Below are 20,696 nucleotides of genomic sequence, written 5' to 3'. Positions count from 1 at the left end.
TGGGTGCGGTTGCTCGGTGCGGTGCCCCCATCGTGGACCTGTTACCTGTTGAACGGTAGGGTTCGTAATGTGTTCGTGACATATGGATGCCGTACGGTCCTGTGGGCAGGGCACAGCGCGTGAACGGGAAGGGGTGCCGGGTCGATGGTCCGGGCGAGGAGCGAGGAACGCCGCGGGGAGATCGTCCGCGCGGCCGTCGAGGTGATCGCGGAGCGCGGCTACCGGGGCGCGTCCCTGGCCACCGTCGCCGAACGTGTGGGTCTGACCCAGCAGGGGCTGCTGCACTACTTCCCGACCAAGGAGGCCCTGCTGGTCGCGGTGCTGGAGGAACGCGACCGCTGGGACACGGGCGGCGGCTCGCGCTCGGCCGCCGACACCTGGCGCCTCGACCTGCTGGACTCGCTGGTCGAGTACAACGCCATGCGCCCGGGCATCGTGCAGACCTTCTCGGCGCTGCTGGGCGAGAGCGTCACGGACGGGCACCCGGCCCGGGAGTTCTTCACCGAGCGCTACGCCCAGGTCCGCTCGGAGATGGCGGCGGTGCTGCGCGCCGAGTTCGGCGACCGCCTCCCCTCCGGCCTCACCCCCGAGCAGGTGGCCCCGCTGCTGACGGCGGTCATGGACGGCCTGCAGTACCAGTGGCTGCTGGCCCCCGAATCGGTGGACATGCCCGCCGCCTTCCGCTCCTTCCTGACCCTGCTGCGGGGCCCGGACACCGCCCAGGCCTAGTCGATCTGGAGCTCGCCCATCCGGCTCCAGCCGGTCGCGCCCTCGATGGTGGTGCTGACGATCTCGGGCGTACGGGTCACCAGCGGCCGCATGGTCTCCAGCGCGGCGCCGAAGTGCTCGGAGGTGACGTGCGCTTCGGCAGCGTCGTCCTGGAAGGCCTCGACCAGCACGTAGGTGTTCGGCTCCTCCAGGCTGCGCGACCACTCGAACCACAGGTTCCCTGGTTCGGCGCGGGTGGCGCGGGTGAACGGCGCGACCTTGTCGGGCCACGCGTCGACGTATTCGGGCTTGACGGGGAATTTCACCACAATGAAGATCACACCGGCATTTTATGCAGGCTGATCCGCCCCGCAGGCGAACTCCCGCGGGCGAACTCCCGCGCCCGCGGCCCCGGCCGGGTCAGGGGCGCAGGGCGGAGAGGTCCCGCGCCGCGAGGTCCGGGCGGGCCGTCAGCGCGGCGTGGACCGACTCCAGGATCGGCAGCGGCGCGTGGGCCGTGGCCAGGGCCACGTCCTTCGCGGCCAGGGAGACCGGGAAGTGCGAGGCGTCGGCGAACGCGCGGGCCACCGCGCCCGCCAGCGGACCTCGGGCCAGCTGTGCGCGTACCAGCTCCTCCGGCAGGCCCAGGGCTCCGCCCAGCCGCAGCGCCTCGGCCACCAGGGCCACCCCGCCGACCGCCGTGTTGATCAGCACCAGTTTCAGCGCCGCGCCCGAACCCGCCGGGCCGCACACGGTGACTTCGCCGAGGCTGTCGAGAACCCTCCGGACCGGGCCGGGCAGCGGGGCGCCGCCCGCCAGCACCCACAACTCCCCCGTCGCCGCCCGGTCGACGCTCCCCATCACGGGCGCGTCGGTCAGCGTCACCCCCTCCGGCAGTCGCCCGGCGAGCTCACGTACCGTCTCCGGCCCCACCGTCGAGGTGTCGATCCAGTGGACGCCGGGGCGCAGGGCGGGCAGCACGCTCTCCGCGACGGCCCGCAGGGCCGCCGGATCGGCGAGCATGGTGATGACGAGGTCCGCGTCGCGGACGGCCTCGGCGGGCGAGGACGCGACCGCGGCGCCGACCGCCACCAGCGGGTCCGCCTTGCCCGGCGTTCGGTTCCACACCGTCAGCTCGTGCCCCCGTGCCAGCAGGTGACGGGCCATCGGGGTGCCCATGTGACCGAGGCCGAGGAACGCGATGTTCTGTGCTGTGTCCATTCCCCTGACGCTAGGCGGGGCCCATTCATGCGACAAGCGAATGTCTAGCATGGCTGCCATGCCTGCTTCGCACAGCCTGTACGAGGTCTTCCTGAGCGTGGCCCGCCTGGCCTCCTTCACCGCCGCCGCCCGCTCCCTGGGCTACACCCAGTCCGCCGTCTCCCGGCAGATCCAGACCCTGGAGGACGAATGGGGCACCCCTCTCTTCGACCGCCTCCCCCGCGGGGTCCGCCTGACCGAGGCCGGCCGCATCCTGCTCCCGCACGCCGAGGCCGTCGGCGAGCGGCTGCGCACCGCCCGCGCCGAACTCGACGCGCTGCGCACCCTCGGCGCCGGGCGGCTGCGGATCGGCGCCATCTCCACCGCCGACGCCGCCCTGCTGCCCCGCACGCTGGCCGCCTTCCGCAGCCGCCACCCCGCCGTGGCCGTCGTCCGCACCGAGGGCCCCTCCGCCAAGCACCTGGCCCTGCTCGCCGCCGGGGACCTCGACCTCGCCGTGGTCGCCGACACCTCCGCGGAGCCGCCGCGCGGCTGCACCCCGCACCACCTGCTCGACGAGCGGATGTACGTGGCCCTGCCGGGCGGCCACCGGCTCGCCGGGCGCGCCGGCGTACGGCTGGCAGAACTGGCCGACGAGGAGTGGATCGCGGCCGACACCCGGCCCGAGGAGACCCTCATGCACTCCGCGCTGGCCGGCGGCTTCCGCCCGCGCACCGGTTTCCTCGCCGCCGACTGGACCGCCAAGCAGGGCTTCGTCGCGGCCGGGCTCGGCGTCACCCTGATCCCGGCGCTCGCCGCCTCCTCGGCGCGGGCCGACCTCGCGCTGGTCCCCCTGCACCCGGACGACACCCCGCGCCGCCGGGTCTACGCCGCCACCCCGCCCGGGATCGCCCCCTCCCCCGCCGCCCTCGCCTTCCTGGCCCTGCTGAAGGAGGTCGCGGCCGGGCTGGCATCCTGACCGGGTGAAGATCGCCGCAGCGCAGCTGGCCTGCGCCCCCGCCGATGTCCGGACCAACGTCACGCGGGCCGCGGACCTCGCCGCCGCGGCCCGCGCACAGGGCGCCGAACTGGTGGTGTTCCCCGAGCTCGCGCTCACCGGCTACGAGCTCGCCGCACTGGCCGCCGACCCGGGCCTGTGGACGGCCGCCGACGACCCCCGGCTGGATCCGCTGCGCTCCGCCGGGATCGCCACCGCGGTGAACGTCGCCCTGCCCACCGGCGGCCCCCGCCCCGCCATCGCGACGCTGGTCCACGACGCGGACGGCGCGCACGTGACGACGTACGCGAAGCAGCACCTGTACCGGCACGAGCGGGAGGTCTTCGAGCCGGGCCGGGGCGACGGGCGCTTCGAACTCGGCGGGATCCGCTTCTGCCTGGGCATCTGCTTCGACAACCACTTCCCCGAACTGCCCGGCCGGGGCGCCGCCGACGGCTGCCGGGTCCACCTGGCGAGCTCCCTGTACGGCACGGGCGACGGGATCCACGAGCGCGCCACCGTGTACCCCGGGATCGCGAAGGAGCACGGCCTGTACGTGGTCCTCGCCAACCACGCCGGCCCGGCCGGCCCGTGGACCGGCTGCGGCCGCTCGGCCGTGTGGGGCCCGGGCGGCGCCCTGCTGGCCGAGGCCGACGACCGTACGCCCTCGGTGGTGACGGCCTCGGTCGCGACGGCCGCGGTGTGATGAGGTGGGCGCCATGAGCGACTTCGAGACGATCACGGTTCCGGAACGCCTCCACGGATATCCGGGGGTGGCCTTCGGCGGCTACGTGGCGGGCGTACTGGCCACGCGGGCCGCGGCGAAGGACGTACGGGTGGACTTCCGGCGGCCCGTGCCGACCGGTGCGCCGGTGCGGCTCGCCGCGACCGCGGACGGCGGCTGCGAGCTGACGGACGGCGAACTGCTGCTGGCCGCGGCGACCCCGGCCGAAGCGACCTCCGCCGACTCCCCCGAAGCCCCGTCCTGGGACCGGGCCGTGGCCGCGGCCGAGGCCTTCCGGGCGGACCCGCCGGACGGTCAGGCCGACTGCTTCGGCTGCGGCCTGGACCGGACGCCCGCCACCGGGCTGCGCCTGCACTGCGGTACGGTGCCGGGCCGCGAGCTGGTCGCCGCGGCCTGGACGCCCGCGCCCGAACTCGGCGGCGCGGACGGGCTGCTGCCGCCCGAGCTGGTGTGGGGCGCGCTGGACTGTCCCGGGAACGCGGCCGGGCGGCTGCTCGACGGCCGCCCGGCCGGTGCGGTCACGGCCGCGCTCGGCGCCCGGCTGCTGCGGCCGGTGCCGGTGGGCGAGGGGCTCGTCTCCTACGCCTGGATGCTGTCGTCCTCGGGCCGCAAGTACACCGTGGGCACGGCCCTGGCCACGGCCGACGGCGAACTGTGCGCCGTCGCCGAGGCCCTGTGGGTGCAGCCGCGCACCTAGGCCGTCTCTTTCGGATCTTGGCGCTCACGCGGTGTCGGCCGGCAGGTGCTTGCCGCCCCACGCCGCTGACCTCGCGGGACTTCACCTCGGGAGTGGTGTCCGACCGGGCCATGCAGGTCGCGGGCAGCGGCACCATGCTGCGCACCGCCCAGGAGCAGGGCGTCAGCGCCGAGCTGATCAGCCCGTACATGGACCTGCTGCCCGGCGGCTCGCCGCGGATCCGGCCGCGCACGGCGCGGAGGACACGACGGGGGCCGTCCTGCTGCTGAAGCGGTAGGCGGCGACCCGAAGGCGCGGCCCCAGGCGCGCGGCTAGGAGTACGCGGGCGGCGGCGGTCCGAATCCCGCGGGCGTGGTCTCGGCGGCCGGGGCCTCGTCGCTCCGCATGAGGTCGCGGGCCATCAGCGTGGCGCCTGCCACCGCGCCCGGCATCAGGAACACCGCGACCAGCGGCACCAGGAACGCCAGCACCAGCGGCACCCCGAAGCCCAGCACCAGCATCCGCCGCGAGCGCATCAGCTCCAGCCGGTCGGGCAGCTCCACCTTGCGCCGCTGCAGGGCCACGGCGGTGAGCTCCTGGGTCAGGAAGTACCCGGAGACGCAGAAGCCGAGCACCGGGATCACCGTCTGGCCGATCACCGGGATGAACCCGAGGGCGAAGAGCAGGATCCCGTACAGCAGCACCCGTACGAGCACCTTCAGGCTGTCCCGGGCCGAGATCCACAGCTCCAGCCAGAGCGGGAGCCCCGACTGCGGCACCTCGCCGCCCTCGCTGCGGTCGACCTGCTCCGAGAGGGACTCGTAGAACGGCTGGCCGATCAGCAGGGTCACGGCGGTGAAGGTGATCACCGCGAGGAACAGCCCGAGGCTGAAGAGCAGGGCGGTCAGGAACCCGCGGAAGAGCGGGAGCCAGGGCGAGGACCAGTCGTCGGCGAAGGGGGTGGCCCAGGCGGTCAGGTCGTCGGCCCCGTAACCGAGCCCGATCAGGGCGCCCGCGTAGAGGACGAGCGCCACGAGCCCGGGCAGCAGCCCGAAGCCCAGCCACCGGCCGTGGCGGAACACCCATCGCTGTCCGGCCAGCAGATACCGGAAGCCCCCCGCAAGATCACGCATGGGGTCAGTTTACGGCGAAGGCCGCACCCCGGTCGGGGTGCGGCCTTCGCGCTGCGAGCGCCGGATCAGACGGCGAGCTCGACGGTGATGTTGCCGCGGGTCGCCTTGGAGTACGGGCAGACCTCGTGGGCCTTCTCGATGAGGTCCTTGGCGGTGGCGGCGTCCACGTTCGGGATCACGGCGGAGATCTTGACGATCAGGCCGAAGCCCTCGTCGTTCTTGCCGATGCCGACCTCGGCGGTGACCGTGGAGCCGGAGATGTCGGCGTTCACGTTCTTCGCGACGACGCCCAGGGCGCCCTGGAAGCAGGCGCTGTAGCCGGCGGCGAACAGCTGCTCCGGGTTGGTACCGGCGCCGCTGCCACCGAGCTCCTTCGGCGGGTTCACGACGACGTCGAGCTGGCCGTCGTTGGTGGCGACGCGACCGTCACGGCCGTTCTCGGCGGTGGCGACAGCGGTGTAGGCGACGTCGGACTGCTGGATGGACATAAAGGAAAATCCTCCTGGTAATCGCCGTGAGTCGCGCCCACGATCACGACGGTGTGCAGTGAGCCTAACCGGTGAAGGAAACGATCATCTTTCCGGTGTTCTCGCCCCGCAGCATGCCGAGGAAGGCGGAGGTGGCGTTCTCGACACCCTCGACGACCGTCTCGTCGTACCGCAGCTCGCCGGAACGCAGCCATCCGGCGACGTCCTGGACGAACTGCTGCTGCAGTCCGTTGTGGTCGTTGACGAGGATGCCCTGGAGGCGCAGGCGCTTGCCGATGACCTGCATCAGGTTGCGCGGACCGGGGGCGGCCTCGGTGTCGTTGTAGCCGGCGATCGCGCCGCACAGGGTGGCGCGGCCGTTCACCTTCATCGAGGAGATGGCCGCCTCGAGGTGGTCGCCGCCGACGTTGTCGAAGTAGACGTCGATGCCCTCGGGGGCGGCGGCCGGCAGCTGCTCGGCGACGGGGCCGTTCTTGTAGTTGAAGGCGGCGTCGAAGCCGTACTTCTCCGTGAGCAGCGTCACCTTCTCGTCCGAGCCGGCGGAGCCGATGACCCGGGACGCGCCCTTGATCTTGGCGAACTGGCCGACGAGGCTGCCGACCGCACCGGCGGCGCCGGAGACGAAGACGGAGTCACCCTCCTTGAAGGAGGCCACCTCGAAGAGTCCGGCGTAGGCGGTCAGACCCGGCATGCCGAGGACGCCGAGGTAGGCGGAGAGCGGGGCGAGCGAGGCGTCCACCTTGACGACGTGCGCGGCGTCGAGGTCCGCGTACTCGCGCCAGCCCAGCATGTGCAGGACGTGGTCGCCCACGGCGAAGCCCTCGGCGGCGGAGGCGACGATCTCGCCGACCGCGCCGCCCTGCATCGGCTCGTCCAGCTGGAAGGGCGGGACGTACGACTTCACGTCGTTCATCCGGCCGCGCATGTAGGGGTCCACGGACATGTGCAGGTTGCGCACGAGAATCCGGCCGGCGGCGGGCTCGGCGGACACGGGCACCTCGCGCAGGGCGAAGTCCTCGGCGACGGGCCAGCCCTGCGGGCGACGGATGAGGTGCCACTCGCGGCTGACGGCGGGGATCTGGGACATGCGGCGCTCCTGGTCAGAACGAAATTGCTTCACTAGGTGAAACAACCATGCGCCTAGATATTTCATGTTGTCAAGTAAATGGGTACGCTGGTTCCATGCCCAGTCGCCGAGTGGACCCAGTGACCATCGAAGTCGTCGAGCTCATCGGCGACGTCGTGGCCCGCTATCACATGGAGTACGAGCACGCGGCCGCCAGCCACCAGCTCACCGGTGCCCAGGCCAAGGTGCTGAACATGCTCTCCCTGGAGCCCATGCCGATGCGGCGCATCGCGCTGAAGCTGCGGTGCGAGCCCTCGAACGTGACCGGCATCGTCGACCGCCTGGAGACCCGCGGCCTGGTCGAACGCCGCCCGGACCCGGCGGACCGCCGGGTGAAGCTGGCCGCCCCCACCGAGGAGGGCACGCTGACCGCGGAGCGGCTGCGCGAGTCACTTGACTTCGCCCGCGAACCGCTCGCCGGGCTGTCCGTGGAGGAACGGACGGTCCTGCGGGACCTCCTGCGGCGCATGCTGGCCTAGGGGGTGTCTTGTCGATCAGGCCGGATCAGGGAGCGGGGCCTGGTGCCGTGGATCGCAAGGCGGACGAGGGAGGCGACGCGGAGCGTCGCCGACCGAGGACAACGCGGCGAGGCGCGGCACCAGGCCCCGCGAGCCCGGCATGATCGGCAAGACACCCCCTAGAACCAGCAGAAGATCCAGCAGCTCTTGGTCGGCGAGGGCGACGGCGTCGGGGACGGCGACGACGACGGTGGCTGCGTGCTCGCGGAGGCGCTCGGCGACGGCTTCCCCGATGCGGTCTTCCCTACGGACGGCCCCGGGCCGGGAGTGCGGGACGCCGGGTCCGACGTCGCGGGCGCGGGGGCGGACGAGGCCGGCCCCGGCTGCGCAACGCTCCCGGAAGGCGCCGCGGCACCGGCCGTCTTCGTACCCGCGGCGGGGGCCTTCGCCGTGGCCTTGCCCGGCCCCGTGGGCGCACCGGCCGTCGGGGCGTCGGGCAGCGGGGCGGGCTGTTGCGGGCCGTCGTCGGTCAGCACCACGGTCGCGGCCCGGTCGGTGCGCTCCCCGTCGATGGCCATGCGGGCCACCGCCATCGAGCCCCCGACGGCGATCAGCAGGCCGAGCGAGAGTGACAGCACGGTCCGGCGGCGGCGCCGGTGCGTGACCCGGCGGCGGGCGCCGGCGCGCCGCTCGTTCGGCTCGGACAGCACGACGAGCGAGTCGGCGAAGACCTCGGCCAGTGCGGTCGGCGGTCCGGGGACGGGCGCCCCGGCGGCGGGCCCGGCGGGCGGCGCGGCACTGGAGGCGGCGGGTATCAGGTACTCGGCGGGGGTTCCGCATCCGGCGCACGCCAGTGCGCCGTTGAGGTGCCTCCGGCAGGCGTGGCAATAGTTCATGGCGCCCGCAGGCTACGTGGTCCGCGGCAACATCCGGATCCCGAGAACGTAAGGATCCTGTGTGGAATCGTTCCTTCCATGACATCTTTCGGGCCGACCGGATTCCAGTTGGTGCTCTTGCGGCGGATGGCCGATTTCCAGCCGGACCTCGCCGACGAGGCCCGTCGCCGGCTGGGCGCCTCGCTCGCGGACCAGCGGGCGGCGAACAAGCACTGGCAGGCGATGGTGCGCTCACCCCGCTCCCGCGGGGCCCTGACCCGGTACCGCTCGGTGCTCGGTGCGCCGGAGTCCGCCGAGCACCGCACGATCGGCGACCTGGAGTGCGAGGCCCTGCTGTGGCCGCTGCCTCTCTGGCCGGACCTGCGCTTCGAGGTGCTGGCCGCGCCGGACGGGGCCGTGTGGAACGAGTGGCTGGTGCGGGCCCCGGGCGCGCGGGGGCCCGTACTGGAGTCGCCGGACGATCTGCGGCCCTGGTCGGCGACGGTGGACGAGGTGGCGCGGGCCTTCGCCCCGGTCCGGCCGATGGAGGGCACCGCGCCGACCCGCTGGCGCCTGGCCTTCGCCGCGCGGGGACGGCCCTGCGTGGCGGAGTTCACCTACGGCCTGCTGCAGCGGTTCTCCCTGGACGACACCCTCTAGGAGGAGAGGAAGGCGCGGACCCCGGCCGAGGTGCTGTCGTCACCGAGCAGGTCGTTGTGCCCCAGGCAGCCGACCGGCGTGTTGGCGGCTCCGGTCAGCGGGACGCTGTCGTCCGGGTTGACGATCTCGTCGCAGTCGGACCAGAAGGTCGCGTACTTCACCGCGCCCGGGGTCTCGTCTCCGCCGTTCAGGTTCTTCACCACGTACGACCCGGGGGTCATGTCCCGGCACGCCTGGTCCCACAGCGCGCAGGCCCAGGCGGTGGAGGTGCCCCGGTTGGGTCCGGCCAGCGAGACCCAGTGGTCCACGGCGGCCGCGCCGCCGCCGAACTTCACGTACCAGCGGCTGACCAGTGAGCCGAAGGAGTGCGCGACGACGTCGACCTTGGCGGCGCCGGTCTCCCGGCGGACCTGGTCGACGTAGGCGCCGAGCCGCCCGGCGAGGACCTCGTTGACGGACTGATGGGTGTCGTAGCCGAAGGAGAAGAGCTCCGCGTCGGTGTACCCGGCGGCGCGCAGGTCCGCGCGCAGGGCTCCCCAGACCCCCGGGTCGGCGTTGTAGCCGTGCACGAAGACCACCGGACTGCGGGTGGAGGCCAGCGCCGGGGAGGCCGTCGGCAGCGCGAGGCACAGCGTCAGAAGTGCCAGGAGCGCCGGAAAGGTCAGGAGCGCCTGGAGGGGCGGGAGCGCCGGGAGTGCCTGCAGTCTCTGTCGGGCCGTCAGCATCGGGTCCCCTCTACCTTGTTACGCGCGAGTAGCGCGTGCGGTGCGGGCATGGTGCTGCCTGTCGGTACAGAAATCCACCCCCATGCAGCCACGACGCACCCCCCGGCCGGAGCATCCCAACGGGCCATGAGACCGAATTGCCCGCGATGATATGAAAAGTGACCGACATTTCCGTCGGCCCTCTTGCGTCAGTGCTCTCGGGAGGATCTGCCGTGACCGTCAGTCTTGAGCAGTTGCGCCGCTGCCACGTCGCCGTCGACCTGGGGGCGGCAAGAACCCGCGTGTACGTCAAGGGCGCCGGCCTCGTGGTCGACGAACCCAGCGTCGCCGCGGTCAACACGCGCACCGGCGCACTCATCGCCGTCGGCTCCTTCGCCGAACGGATGACCGGCCGCACGCCCGACTACATCCGGGTCGTACGCCCCGTCTCCGGCGGCACCGTCGTCGACATCGAGATGGCCCAGCGGATGCTGCGTCATCTCCTCGGCGAGAAGCTGCGGCGCGCCCTGCGCCGCAAGCCGCGGCTGCGGGCCGCCGCCTGCACCCCGCACGACGCGGACCCGCTCGCCCAGCGGGCCACCGTGGAGACCCTCGTCGGGCTCGGCGCCCGGCGCGTCGAACTGGTCGACACCCTGATCGCGGCGGCCGTCGGCTGCGGACTCCCCGTGGAGCAGCCGACCGCGACGATGATCATGGTGTGCGGGGCCGCGGCCACCCAGGTGGCGGTCCTCTCCCTCGGATCCATCGTCACCGCCCAGCGGATCCCGGTCGGCGGCGAGGCCATCGACCACGCGGTCGTCCAGCACCTGCGCCACGCGCACGAGCTGATGTTGCCCAGCCAGGCCGTCCGGCCGCTGCAACTGGCACTCCACGGCAACGGCCTCACCGCCGAGGGGCCGGCCTCCACCCTGATCCACGGCCGCGACGTGGCCACCGGACTGGCCCGCTCCGTCCACGTGGACACCGCGGCCGTCCGGGACGCCATCCACACGCCGCTCACCGCCGTCCTCGACGGCATCGGCAAGGTGCTGCGGGACTGCCCGCCGGACCTGGTGGCCGATCTGACGGACCGGGGGATCATGATGGTGGGCGGCAGCGCCCTGCTGCCGGGCCTGGACCAGATGCTGCGGGACGCCACCGGAATGCCCGTCGCCATCGCGGAACGGCCGGACGTGTGCGCCGTGCTCGGTCTCGGCGCGATGCTCGAAGGGAAGATCGCCCCCATGGTCCTCAACCCGCTGGCCGAATGAGGCCCCAAGAACCGAAAGAGACCGAGGAGACCGACGAGACCGGGCAGTCCTACGAGCCCGCGGAGCCCGGCGAGGAGGCGGCGAGCCTTCCGGTGCTGCTGGAAGCCGTCCTCAACGTCGGGTCCGATCTGGAGCTGCACACCACGCTCCAGCACATCGTGGACTCCGCGACCGAACTGTGCGCGGCCAGGTACGGAGCGCTCGGGGTCGTCGACCCCGAGCGCGTCGTGCTGACCCAGCTGTTCACGGCAGGTCTCACCGAGGAGGAGCGGGCCGCGATCCCGCACCTGCCGGACGCGCGCTCCGGCGTGCTCGGAGCCCTCGTCAGCGACCCGCGCCCGCTGCTCCTGGACGACGTCACCCAGGACCCGCGGGCGACCGGATTCCCGCCGGGCCACCCGCCCATGCACAGCCTCCTGGGCGTACCGATCCGGGTGCACACGGAGGTCTTCGGCAATCTCTACCTCACCGAGAAGCGGGGCGGCGGCTCCTTCACGGACGAGGACCTCGCCCTGCTGCGTGTCCTGGCCTCGCAGGCGGGCATAGCGATCGGCAACGCCCGGCTCTACGAGACCGCGCGCCGCCGGGAGCGCTGGATCGACGGCGCCGCCGCCGTGACCACGACCCTGCTCGCCGGACGCCCCGCGGCGGACGCCCTGAAGTGCGTGGCCGAACGGGCCCGGCTGCTGGCGGACGCCGCGGCCGGGGTGGTGCTCCAGCCGACCCCCGAGGGCGGCATGGAGATCGTGGCCGCCTCCACGCAGGGGGACCCCGGGGACCTGGTGGGGACGGCGATCGCCCCCGGTTCGCCGGTGCTCGTACAACTCCTCGGCGGCGAACCCGTCTTCATCGACGACTCGGCGACGGACCCCCGGATGACCACGCACGTGCGGGAGCGGTTCGGGCCGAGCATGATGCTTCCCCTGCAGAGCGGCGGCCAGCTGATCGGCACCCTGGCCCTGCCCCGCGCCCGGGGCGGCCCCGCGTACGACGCGGTGGACCGGCTGCTCGCCTCGCAGTTCGCCTCCCAGGCCGCGCTGGCCCTCGTACTCGCGGACGCCCAGCACGACCGGGAGCAGCTGGCGGTGTACGAGGACCGCGACCGGATCGCGCGGGACCTGCACGACCTGGTGGTCCAGCGGCTCTTCGCCACCGAGATGATGCTCGAAAGCACCCGGCGGCGGGCCGCGAACGCCCCGTCCGGGGACACGGTGGGCGACGAGCTCAGCCGGGCCGTGGACGAGCTCGACTCCACCATCCAGGAGGTCCGGACGGCCATCTTCGCCCTCCAGCAGCCGCCGACCGACGCCCCGACGACCTTCCGGGGGCGGGTGCTGCGCGAGACGGGCGGGGCGGCGGCGGTGCTCGGCTTCCAGCCGTCGGTGCACTTCGCGGGCGCGGTGGACGCCCTGCTGCCGGATCCGGTGGCGGCCGACCTGCTCGGGGCCCTGCGCGGCGCCCTGGCCGCGGCGCACCGGCGCGGCGAGATCACCTTCATCGACGTGCAGGTGGACGCGAACCCGTCCCGGGTCCGCCTGACGGTGGCGGACGACGGCCGTACCGAGTCGGGCGCGCGGGGCACGACGGTGACGTGGGAGTCTGCGCTGTGACCTACCGCGGCTCCGCGGGGGCGCATCGGAAATGCCTGGTCACAGACCTCTGCTCCGCGGACTGTGCTTCCATGCTCCGGTGAACGACGAGAGTGCTCCGACGCCCGGCGAACGCGAACCCCCGGTCCGGCATGTCCGGCCCCGGACGGACGCCGACCTCGGCGCGTGCGTCCAGGTGCTCGCCGAGGTCCACGAGCGCAGCGGCTACCCCGTGAACTGGCCGGACCGCCCTGGCGACTGGCTGTCCGGGCCGGAGCTGCTCGCAGCCTGGGTGGCGGAGCTGGACGGGCGGATCGTCGGTCACATCGGTCTGTCCCGCAGTGCGGCGGACGATGCGGCGCCCGCGCTGTGGAGCAGCCGCGAGGGCGATAGCGCTGCGGCAACCGCCGTGGTCGGCCGCCTGTTCGTCGCTCCGGCGGCACGCGGCCTTGGGATCGGTGCGCTCCTGATGGCCCGGGCGACGCGGGAGGCGCGGGAGCGCGATCTGCATCCCGTGCTCGACGTCGTGGCCTCCGACGCGTCGGCGGTGGCCCTCTACGAGCGTCTGGGCTGGGAGTTGCTGGCCACGGTCGAGCAGCGGTGGGGCCCGGAACGGACGGTGACCGTCCACTGCTACGCGGCAGCGGGTGACCGGACGCCTCCACCGTCCTAGGGGGTGTCTTGTCGATCAGGCCGGATCAGGGAGCGGGGCCTGGTGCCGTGGATCGCAAGGCGGACGAGGGAGGCGACGCGGAGCGTCGCCGACCGAGGACAACGCGGCGAGGCGCGGCACCAGGCCCCGCGAGCCCGGCATGATCGGCAAGACACCCCCTAGGGGTACTGCCCCGGCCGGGTGGCCGCGCGCAGTGCGATCCGGGTGTTGGACTGGGCCACACCCGCCTCCCGTTTCATCCGGCGGAGCAGCCCGTCGAGGGCGGCGGGGTCGGCGGCCCGGGCGCGTACGAGGTAGTCGTGCTCGCCGGTCACGTGCACGACCTCGGTGATCCCGGAGAGCTTGGCCACCTGCCGCTCGAACTCCTCGTTGGTGGTGTCCTGGCGCAGGGTGACGTCGATGAAGACGACGAGCCCGCCGGCGGTGTCGGCCGCCGGGTCCACGATCGTGGTGAACCCGCGGATCACCCCTTCGCGGCGCATCCGCCGTACCCGGTCGGCGGTGGCGTTGGCGCTGAGGCCGACGCGGACTCCGAGGTCCCGGTACGAGATCCGCGCATCCTGCTGCAGGATGCCGAGGATTTCCCTGTCGAGGCGGTCCATACCGCGATTCTCGCAGCCGGGCCCGGTATGCGCGCTCATCCCCCGCAGGCCGGACCCGACGCTCGCCCCATGAGCGAACTGATGACACCGACGCTGGCGGGCGCCGCCGCGGGCCTGGGCGTGGCGATGCCCATGGGGGCGATGAGCGTGCTGCTGCTGCAGGAGGCGATGCGCGACCGCCGCACGGCCGTCGCCGCGGCTGCGGGGATCGCTGCGGTCGACCTCGGCTACGCGGGCCTCGCCACCGTCCTGGGGCCCTGGGTGGCCTCCCACATCTCCCCGGTCGAGGCCTGGGTCCGGCTGGCCTCGGCGGTGATCCTGCTGGTCATCGCGGCGCGCGGCCTGGCCGGAGCCCGCCCCACCGGCGGCGCCCCCGGTTCCGGCGCGGTGCCGGACCGCAGCCTGGTCGCCGCCGACGCCGCTGCGTCCGACTCCGGGCACGGCTCGAGCGCCGGGTCCGGGTCGGGGTCCGGCGCCGGGCGGGCGGGTGTGTTCGTGCCGACGCGGCCCGGGAAGGCGTTCGTCCGGTACGTCGGGCTGACCGCCCTCAACCCCACCACCGCGCTCTACTTCGCCGCCCTCACCACCGCCCAGGGCGCCGCGCTGCGGACCGGTGCGGCCGGGGGCGCGTTCCTCCTCGGGGTCGGCGCCGCCTCGCTCCTCTGGCAGCAGGCCCTCGTGGCCCTCGGCTCCCTCGCCGGGACCCGCATCCCGGACCGCGCCCGCGTCTGGACCTTCCGCCTCGGCTACGGGCTGGTCGCCGCGTACGCGGTGAAGATCGCCCTCCCGCTCCCGTGACCGGGCGCCTGGCCGAGGGTTCGGCCCAGTGCCCTCCGGCGGCGAGACTCGGTCCCGTGAACATGGGGATCTCCGGTTTCGAGCCGTCCTTCCTGGTGGGGATCGATGCGGTCCGGCACGCGCACGGCGCCCGGCTGGCGGCGCTCGACGGCACCCGGGTGGAGGTCTGCCACACGAAGTTCGACGAACTCTCGATCGGCTGGGGCACCATCTCGACCACGGCGGTGATCACGGGCTGGGACGAGGCCGGGCCGACGCCCGAGTGGTCGCACCGTGACGCGCGCCTCGAACCGTTCCTCGGCCATGAGCTGCGCGACCTCGCGCTGATCGAATGGCGGCCGGCCGGCCGTGACCTGGCGACGGGGACCCTGGCGGTGGAGTTCGTCTTCGACGCCGGCCGCCTGCGCATCGCCAACGGACTCGACGAGAACAGCATCGAGACGGGCCCGGCCCTGGAGACCCATCTGCGGCACGGACCCGGGCACTGACCGGCGCCCCTTGACGGGCACGGGCCTGCGGAGCGGCCCGGCTCGTCGACCCCACATGGCCGGACCGTGCCCGGTCCGGTTCATCGCCGATCCGGGCGCCACGGCGCCGCCCCGTCCAAGTACTGTCGCCCGTGCACGACTTCGACGACCGTCGACCTACGACCGACGACCGACCTGGGGTGACCCCGTGACGACCCGCCTCTCGGCCCGCGCGGCCATCGCCTCCGTGACCGACCCCGGCAGCTTCACCGAACTCCCCGCGCCCCGGCGGGAGGCTCCCGCCGACGGCCCCCTGGAGTGGACCGGCTACGACGACTCCCGTGCCCGCGCCGCCGAGCGCACCGGCGAGCAGGAGTCCGTGGTCACCGGCACCGCCCGGGTCGGCGGCCACGAAGCCACCGTCGTCTCCTTCGAGTTCGGCTTCCTCGGCGGCTCGCTGGGGCAGCGCACCGGGGACCGGCTCGAAGCCGCGTACGCCCACGCCCGCGCGCACCGGCTCCCCCTCGTCTCGCTCATCGCCACCGGCGGCTCCCGGATGCAGGAGGGCATGCTCGCCCTCACCCAGCTCCAGCGCGTGGCCCGCCAGTGCGTCCTGACCCGGGCCGCCGGGCTCCCCCAGCTCGCCGTCCTGCGCGATCCGACCACGGGCGGCGGCTGGGCCACCCTGGGCGCCGGCGCCGATGTCGTCCTCGCGCTCCCCGGCGCCCAGGTCGGCTTCGCCGGGTCCCGGGTGCGTCCGGCGGACGCGGATCCGGCGGCCTACTGTGCCGAAGGCCAGTACGCCGCCGGTCACGTGGACGCGGTGGTGCCGGCCGCCGAGCTGCCCGGCACCCTCGCCGACTGGCTCCGCGTGCTGGCCGCGCCCCGCCCCGCGGAGCCGGTCGAGCCGCCGGGCGCACTGGCGGACGTGGCACCGCCGCCGACCGGCTGGGACGCCGTCCTGCAAGCCCGGCACCCCGGCCGGCCGCACGCCGCCGCGTACCTGGACGCGTACTTCGAACTCCGCCTGCCCCTCTCCGGGGACCGGGCGGGCGGCACCGACCCCGGCATGCTGTGCGGATTCGGGCTGCGCGAGGGCCGCGCCGTCGCCTACGCCGCCCAGTGCGGCACCGCCACCCGCCCGGCGGGCTACCGTACGGCCGCCCGCGTCATCCGCCTCGCGGACCGGCTCGGCATCCCGGTGCTCACCCTGGTGGACACCCCGGGCGCGGCCAACGACGCCGCCGCCGAACACGCGGGCGCGGGCGCGGCCATCGCCGACACCTTCGCAGCGCTGGCCGCGGCCACCGTCCCCGTCACCACCCTGCTGATCGGCGAGGGCGGTTCGGGCGGCGCCCTCGCGCTGGCCGCGCCCGGGAACACCTGGGTCACCCCGGACAGCTACTTCTCGGTGATCGCCCCGGAACTGGCGGCGGCCATCCTCAAGCGGCCCCCGTCGGCCGCGCCCGCCACGGCGGACCAGCTCCGCGTCCGCCCCCAGGACCTGGTCGCCCTGGGGGTCGCCCGCGGCATCGTCGGCCCGGCCTAACGCCGCCCGTCCCGGCTCTGCGGCAGCCGGACGTCCACCCGGTACAGCCGCGTCACCTGCTGGGCCAGCTCGTTGTCGTCGCTGGCCAGCAGCAGCCGTACGCGCCCGGTCCCGTCGTGGTCCGTGACCACCATGCCCTCGATGTTGTCCACCAGCGGGTGGTTCTGCGGCAGCTTCGACGGCGCCCCCAGCGTCGGGCAGTCGTCGAAGTCCCCGATCGCCGTCTTCCGGGCGACCCGCAGACCCGCGCCCTCCGTCAGCGTCTGCACCCCGGAGGTGTCGGTCGCACCCAGGGGATCGGCGACGTACAGCCGTGCCGTGATCGCGAACTCCCGGGTGAAGCCGCGCTCCAGCACGATCAGCCGGCCGTCGCGCGTCGGCGCGAGCTCCACCAGCCCGTGCCCGGGATCCACCGGGTAGGCGTACTGCCGGCCGAGGACGAACTCGCCGCTCCCGCGCCGCTCCCAGGTCTGGATCCGCTGCAGGGTCCTGCCCTGCGCGTCCTTGCCGTCACCGGCCAGCGCACCCTCGACACCCGCCACCAGGGTGCGTCCGCCGGGCAGCAGGGTCAGCGACTCGAAGGTCTGGTTCGCGGTCGCCCGCCCCTGCGGCGCGAGCCGGAAGCCGTCCGGGACCGGCAGCGTGCCCAGCACCTCACCGGTCCGGCCGTAGCGCCGGATCGCGGGCGCGAACTCGTCCGTGACCAGGTACGAGCCGTCCCGGTCGACGACGATCCCCTCGGAGTCCAGCGGCTGCCCGCCGCCGTCCGTCAGCGGCAGCCGCTTGGTGGCCGTGGCCTTCGGGGTGTCCCCGCGCCCCACCTTCAGCGAGTACAGGGCCGACTTGTCGGAGATGCCGGCGATCGTGCCGTCCCGGTCGACGGCGAGACCGGAGATGCCACCGACCAGGCGCCCGTCGATCGTGGTCTTGTCGAGCGCGTCGGAGTAGCCCGCGACGGAGAGGTACGGCGAACAGGACCGGTTCCCCTTCGGGGCCCCGGCCGCCACGGCGGGCGGGGCGAGCGATCCGGCGAGTACGGCGGTGGCTGCCGCGGTGGTGGCGAGCGTACGAAGGCGCATGAAGGCCTTCCTCCTGGTTCGGCGGGTGGGGTGCGGAGCGGGTGCGGGCTGTGCGGAACCACGCGGACTGCCGAACTGTCATATGCCGAATCGAAAGAAAGCGGAAGGTCCTGAAACAGGAAGGCAACGAACCGGCCAACTTCCCTTCACAACCGGCCGGATCGGGCGAACCTCGCCGGGCTGATCCCGACATGCCGCCCGAAGTGCCGTGTCAGGTGCGCCTGGTCGTAGAACCCCGCCGCCACCGCCGCCTCGGCCGGCCGCACCCCCGCCAGCAGCAGCCGCCGGGCCAGCGCCACCCGCCGCCCGGTCAGATACGCGTGCGGCGGCAGCCCGTAGGCCGCCTTGAAGCTCCGGATCAGGTGCGTGGGATGCGGGTGCCCGAGCTCGGCCGAGGCCTCCTCCAGGGTGATCCCCTCGGTCACCCGCGCGTCGAGCAGCTCCCGCAGCCGTACGGCGACCCGCGCGCCCGGCACCGGCCCCGGCACCGGCACCGGCCCTCCGGCCCCGCGCCCCGCCAGCCGGCGGTGCAGCCGCTCCCGTACGAAGGCCAGGCGCGACCCGGCCTCGAAGGGGTCCCGGTCCGCGAGCGCCAGGTGCAGCCCGTGCACGCGCTCGCGGAGCGCGGGGTCGGCCAGCAGCGGGGTGTCGACGGCGGCCCCGGTCAACCGCTCCGGGAGCACCGAGGTGTCCAGGTACAGCACGCGCTTGCGGAACCCGGCCTCGGTGACGGTCCGCCCGTCGTGGCTCACCCCGGGCGGCAGCAGGACCACCACGTCCGACACCCCGAGGCCGTGCCGCTCCCCGTCGAGGGCGAAGTCCACCCGTCCGCCGTCGAGGATCATCAGCGTCCAGGTGTCGTGCACGTGGGCCGGGTAGGCGTGCTCGGTGAAGCGGGCGTGGAAGACCTCGGCGATGCCGGGCACCGACGGCTGCCAGGCGGACACGGTGCTGCGCGGGCGTATCGCGGCCATGTCAGGAACGTACAAGACCGCCCCCGGGCGTGCCGACAGGCTGTCCACATGACGACACACAAGGTCAACATCGCCGAGAAGCTGGCCGGTTTCACCGAGCAGTGGGCCCCTCGGCGCATCGCCCGCGTCAACGACTACGAGGTCAAGCTCGCCCGGCTCCAGGGGGAGTTCATCTGGCACACCCACGAGAACACCGACGAGCTCTTCCTGGTGGTCGGGGGCACCCTGACGATCCGCCTGCGCGACGGGGACGTGGTCCTGGGCCCCGGCGAGATGTACGTGGTCCCGCGCGGGGTCGAACACTGCCCGGCCGCGGACGAGGAGGCGCAGATCCTGCTCTTCGAGCCGGCCGGCACCGCCAACACCGGCAGCGAGGGCGGCGCCCGCACCCGGGAACCGGTGGACGCCTAGGTCGCCTCTTCCGGATCTTGCCGGTCAAGCCCGCGGGTCAGGCAAGATCCGGAAAGGACGGCCTGTCGCGCCGGGTACGGGCGCGCGCGCCCGTACCCGGCAGGGGTCGGCACGGTTCGGCGCGGGCCGGGACGCGCGTCGACTCCGCCAGCCGGCAGCAGTCGGTCGGCAGCGGCGCCCGGCCACCACCCGGTGCCGTCCGGCCCAGCGGTCCCGGCGGCTACGCCTGCGGGGTGCGGGCGTCGTACCGGGCGAAGTTGCGCCACCGCAGCGCGAGCAGGCCCAGCACCAGGACGCAGGCCAGCCCGCCGCCCGTGACGGCCACGGTCGGGGAGATCAGGTCGGCGGTGGTCCCGGCGAGGAAGTCTCCGAGCCGGGGCCCGCCCGCGACGACGATGATGAAGACGCCCTGGAGGCGGCCGCGCATGTCGTCGGGGGTGGCGGCCTGGAGCATGGTCGTGCGGAACACCATCGAAGCGGTGTCCGCGTATCCGGCCAGGGCCAGGAAGAACATGCCGAGCCACAGGTTCCGGGTGAGCCCGAAGACCGCGACGGCCAGCCCCCAGCCGGCCACGGCGAGCAGGATCGCCAGCCCGTGCCGGCGGATGCGTCCCTGCCAGCCGGAGAACAGCCCGCCGAGCAGCGCCCCGGCGGCCAGCGCGGCGACCAGCAGGCCGACCGTACCGGGGCCGCCGCCGTACCAGAGCACGGCGATGGCCGGGAACAGCGCCTTGGGCTGGGCGAGCACCATGGCGGCCAGGTCGGAGAAGAAGGTCATCCGGATGTTCGGCCGGGTGCCGAGGAAGCGCAGTCCGTCGAGCACGGAGGCCCTGCCCCGGGCGCCCTCGGCCCGGTCGGGCTTCATCGACGGCAGCTTCCACATGGCGTAGAGCGCGGCGCCGAAGGTGACGACGTCGATCAGGTAAGCCGTCCCGTAGCCCGCGACGGTGACGATGACCCCGCCGAGGGCCGGGCCGACCATCGACCCGAAGGTCATGGTCATCGAGTTCAGGGCGTTGGCGGCGGGCAGCTGTTCGACCGGGAGCAGCCTCGGGATCATGGCAGACCGCGCCGGTCCGGTGAGCGCCCCGCAGACCGCCTGGAGCGCGACGACGGCGTACAGGAACCAGACGCGGTGGTAGTCGAGCAGCGCGGCGGCGGCGAGCACGACCGACAGTCCGGCGGCGCCCATCGAGCTGTAGAGGCCGAGTTTGCGCCGGTCCACGGTGTCGGCGATCGCGCCGCCGTAGAGGCCGAACACGACGAGCGGGACGAGCGAGAAGAGACCGACGAGCCCGACGGAGAAGCTGGACCGGGTGATGTCGTAGACCTGGAGCGATATCGCGAGCGTGGTCATCGCCTGGCCGACCCACGAGATGGTTCCGCCGAACCACAGCCGCCGGTAGTCCGCGGATGCGCTCAGCGGGGTGAGGTCGGCGAATATGCGCTGCCATAGCTGGGGTGGGGCGGTCGTCCGGGTCACAGCGGATGATAACCACCGGCCGTCCGCCGC

At 73.7% G+C, this 20,696-nt stretch carries 25 protein-coding genes; 14 read left to right on the top strand and 11 right to left on the bottom strand.

Annotated elements, in window-relative coordinates:
• The first annotated feature begins 144 nt into the window (after positions 1-144).
• A complete protein-coding gene (locus tag KO717_RS24705; RefSeq protein ID WP_301371385.1) occupies positions 145-729 on the top strand; it encodes a TetR/AcrR family transcriptional regulator in 585 nt (194 codons plus the stop codon).
• Here KO717_RS24705 and KO717_RS24700 read toward each other — a convergent pair.
• The gene (locus KO717_RS24700) at positions 726-1,049 is read right to left on the bottom strand and encodes a putative quinol monooxygenase (RefSeq protein ID WP_301371384.1); all 324 of its coding nucleotides are present in this window, start codon (positions 1,047-1,049) and stop codon (positions 726-728) included. The two genes, KO717_RS24705 and KO717_RS24700, sit on opposite strands and share 4 nt — an antisense overlap.
• Before the next feature lie 79 nt (positions 1,050-1,128).
• Positions 1,129-1,929, bottom strand: coding sequence for an NAD(P)-dependent oxidoreductase (locus KO717_RS24695; RefSeq protein ID WP_301371382.1), 801 nt, complete (start codon positions 1,927-1,929; stop codon positions 1,129-1,131).
• A gap of 58 nt (positions 1,930-1,987) precedes the next feature.
• On the opposite strand from KO717_RS24695, the gene KO717_RS24690 reads away from it, so the two are divergent.
• The 4 genes from KO717_RS24690 to KO717_RS24675 all read left to right on the top strand — a co-directional run bounded on the left by KO717_RS24690 (position 1,988) and on the right by KO717_RS24675 (position 4,616).
• Complete coding sequence (locus KO717_RS24690) at positions 1,988-2,887, top strand: LysR family transcriptional regulator (protein WP_301371380.1); 900 nt, start codon at positions 1,988-1,990, stop codon at positions 2,885-2,887.
• 4 nt (positions 2,888-2,891) lie between these two features.
• Complete coding sequence (locus KO717_RS24685) at positions 2,892-3,611, top strand: carbon-nitrogen hydrolase family protein (protein ID WP_301371378.1); 720 nt, start codon at positions 2,892-2,894, stop codon at positions 3,609-3,611.
• Positions 3,612-3,624: 13 nt separating this feature from the next.
• Entirely contained in the window at positions 3,625-4,347 is a 723-nt protein-coding gene (locus KO717_RS24680) for a PaaI family thioesterase (protein ID WP_301371376.1), read from the top strand.
• 95 nt (positions 4,348-4,442) lie between these two features.
• The gene (locus KO717_RS24675) at positions 4,443-4,616 is read left to right on the top strand and encodes a hypothetical protein (protein WP_301371375.1); all 174 of its coding nucleotides are present in this window, start codon (positions 4,443-4,445) and stop codon (positions 4,614-4,616) included.
• A gap of 42 nt (positions 4,617-4,658) precedes the next feature.
• Here the strand turns inward: KO717_RS24675 and KO717_RS24670 are convergent, their stop codons facing one another.
• The 3 genes from KO717_RS24670 to KO717_RS24660 form a co-directional block, all read right to left on the bottom strand.
• Positions 4,659-5,459, bottom strand: coding sequence for an EI24 domain-containing protein (locus KO717_RS24670; RefSeq protein ID WP_301371374.1), 801 nt, complete (start codon positions 5,457-5,459; stop codon positions 4,659-4,661).
• Between the two features lie 65 nt (positions 5,460-5,524).
• On the bottom strand, positions 5,525-5,947 hold the full coding sequence (locus tag KO717_RS24665) for an organic hydroperoxide resistance protein (protein ID WP_030011104.1): 423 nt from the start codon (positions 5,945-5,947) through the stop codon (positions 5,525-5,527).
• 64 nt (positions 5,948-6,011) lie between these two features.
• Positions 6,012-7,034: an NADP-dependent oxidoreductase gene (locus tag KO717_RS24660; protein WP_301371371.1), complete on the bottom strand. Its 1,023-nt coding sequence runs from the start codon at positions 7,032-7,034 to the stop codon at positions 6,012-6,014.
• 95 nt (positions 7,035-7,129) lie between these two features.
• Between KO717_RS24660 and KO717_RS24655 the strand changes: the two genes are divergently transcribed.
• Complete coding sequence (locus KO717_RS24655; RefSeq protein ID WP_109778770.1) at positions 7,130-7,552, top strand: MarR family winged helix-turn-helix transcriptional regulator; 423 nt, start codon at positions 7,130-7,132, stop codon at positions 7,550-7,552.
• A 158-nt stretch (positions 7,553-7,710) separates the two neighbouring features.
• Here KO717_RS24655 and KO717_RS24650 read toward each other — a convergent pair whose 3' ends face one another.
• Positions 7,711-8,427, bottom strand: a complete 717-nt coding sequence (locus KO717_RS24650; RefSeq protein WP_301371370.1) for an SCO2400 family protein — start codon at positions 8,425-8,427, stop codon at positions 7,711-7,713.
• A gap of 78 nt (positions 8,428-8,505) precedes the next feature.
• On the opposite strand from KO717_RS24650, the gene KO717_RS24645 reads away from it, so the two are divergent.
• Positions 8,506-9,066 (top strand): hypothetical protein, encoded by a 561-nt coding sequence (locus KO717_RS24645; RefSeq protein ID WP_301371368.1) that lies wholly within the window; start codon positions 8,506-8,508, stop codon positions 9,064-9,066.
• Here KO717_RS24645 and KO717_RS24640 read toward each other — a convergent pair.
• A complete protein-coding gene (locus KO717_RS24640) occupies positions 9,063-9,791 on the bottom strand; it encodes an esterase/lipase family protein (RefSeq protein WP_301371366.1) in 729 nt (242 codons plus the stop codon). The genes KO717_RS24645 and KO717_RS24640 overlap by 4 nt on opposite strands.
• A 212-nt stretch (positions 9,792-10,003) precedes the next feature.
• Here KO717_RS24640 and KO717_RS24635 point away from each other — a divergent pair, with 212 nt between their 5' ends.
• The 3 genes from KO717_RS24635 (at position 10,004) to KO717_RS24625 (ending at position 13,303) form a co-directional block, all read left to right on the top strand.
• Positions 10,004-11,041 carry a rod shape-determining protein gene (locus tag KO717_RS24635; RefSeq protein ID WP_030715469.1) on the top strand — a complete coding sequence of 346 codons (1,038 nt, stop codon included), beginning with the start codon at positions 10,004-10,006 and terminating at the stop codon, positions 11,039-11,041.
• Positions 11,038-12,651: a GAF domain-containing protein gene (locus KO717_RS24630; protein WP_301371363.1), complete on the top strand. Its 1,614-nt coding sequence runs from the start codon at positions 11,038-11,040 to the stop codon at positions 12,649-12,651. The genes KO717_RS24635 and KO717_RS24630 overlap by 4 nt, the downstream gene beginning before the upstream one ends.
• Positions 12,652-12,730: 79 nt before the next feature.
• On the top strand, positions 12,731-13,303 hold the full coding sequence (locus KO717_RS24625; RefSeq protein WP_301371362.1) for a GNAT family N-acetyltransferase: 573 nt from the start codon (positions 12,731-12,733) through the stop codon (positions 13,301-13,303).
• Positions 13,304-13,461: 158 nt separating this feature from the next.
• Here KO717_RS24625 and KO717_RS24620 read toward each other — a convergent pair whose 3' ends face one another.
• On the bottom strand, positions 13,462-13,905 hold the full coding sequence (locus KO717_RS24620) for an Lrp/AsnC family transcriptional regulator (protein WP_301371360.1): 444 nt from the start codon (positions 13,903-13,905) through the stop codon (positions 13,462-13,464).
• A gap of 69 nt (positions 13,906-13,974) precedes the next feature.
• Between KO717_RS24620 and KO717_RS24615 the strand changes: the two genes are divergently transcribed.
• The 3 genes from KO717_RS24615 to KO717_RS24605 all read left to right on the top strand — a co-directional run bounded on the left by KO717_RS24615 (position 13,975) and on the right by KO717_RS24605 (position 16,719).
• Complete coding sequence (locus tag KO717_RS24615) at positions 13,975-14,703, top strand: LysE family transporter (protein WP_301371358.1); 729 nt, start codon at positions 13,975-13,977, stop codon at positions 14,701-14,703.
• A 62-nt stretch (positions 14,704-14,765) separates the two neighbouring features.
• Positions 14,766-15,191: a hypothetical protein gene (locus KO717_RS24610; protein ID WP_301374721.1), complete on the top strand. Its 426-nt coding sequence runs from the start codon at positions 14,766-14,768 to the stop codon at positions 15,189-15,191.
• 187 nt (positions 15,192-15,378) lie between these two features.
• Complete coding sequence (locus tag KO717_RS24605; protein WP_301371357.1) at positions 15,379-16,719, top strand: carboxyl transferase domain-containing protein; 1,341 nt, start codon at positions 15,379-15,381, stop codon at positions 16,717-16,719.
• Here KO717_RS24605 and KO717_RS24600 read toward each other — a convergent pair.
• Both KO717_RS24600 and KO717_RS24595 read right to left on the bottom strand, forming a co-directional pair.
• Positions 16,716-17,798, bottom strand: a complete 1,083-nt coding sequence (locus KO717_RS24600; RefSeq protein WP_301371355.1) for an esterase-like activity of phytase family protein — start codon at positions 17,796-17,798, stop codon at positions 16,716-16,718. The genes KO717_RS24605 and KO717_RS24600 overlap by 4 nt on opposite strands.
• Before the next feature lie 146 nt (positions 17,799-17,944).
• Positions 17,945-18,772: a helix-turn-helix transcriptional regulator gene (locus KO717_RS24595; protein WP_301371353.1), complete on the bottom strand. Its 828-nt coding sequence runs from the start codon at positions 18,770-18,772 to the stop codon at positions 17,945-17,947.
• A gap of 48 nt (positions 18,773-18,820) precedes the next feature.
• Here KO717_RS24595 and KO717_RS24590 point away from each other — a divergent pair, with 48 nt between their 5' ends.
• Positions 18,821-19,183 (top strand): cupin domain-containing protein, encoded by a 363-nt coding sequence (locus KO717_RS24590; RefSeq protein WP_301371351.1) that lies wholly within the window; start codon positions 18,821-18,823, stop codon positions 19,181-19,183.
• A 220-nt stretch (positions 19,184-19,403) separates the two neighbouring features.
• Here the strand turns inward: KO717_RS24590 and KO717_RS24585 are convergent, their stop codons facing one another.
• Positions 19,404-20,666, bottom strand: a complete 1,263-nt coding sequence (locus KO717_RS24585) for an MFS transporter (RefSeq protein ID WP_301371349.1) — start codon at positions 20,664-20,666, stop codon at positions 19,404-19,406.
• Positions 20,667-20,696: the final 30 nt, after the last annotated feature.

The organism is Streptomyces xanthophaeus (genome assembly GCF_030440515.1).
In the GTDB taxonomy this organism is placed as follows: Bacteria; Actinomycetota; Actinomycetes; order Streptomycetales; family Streptomycetaceae; genus Streptomyces; species Streptomyces kutzneri.
The sequence above is the reverse complement of the archived record's forward strand: the minus strand, read 5'-3'. Positions and strand labels throughout refer to the sequence as shown.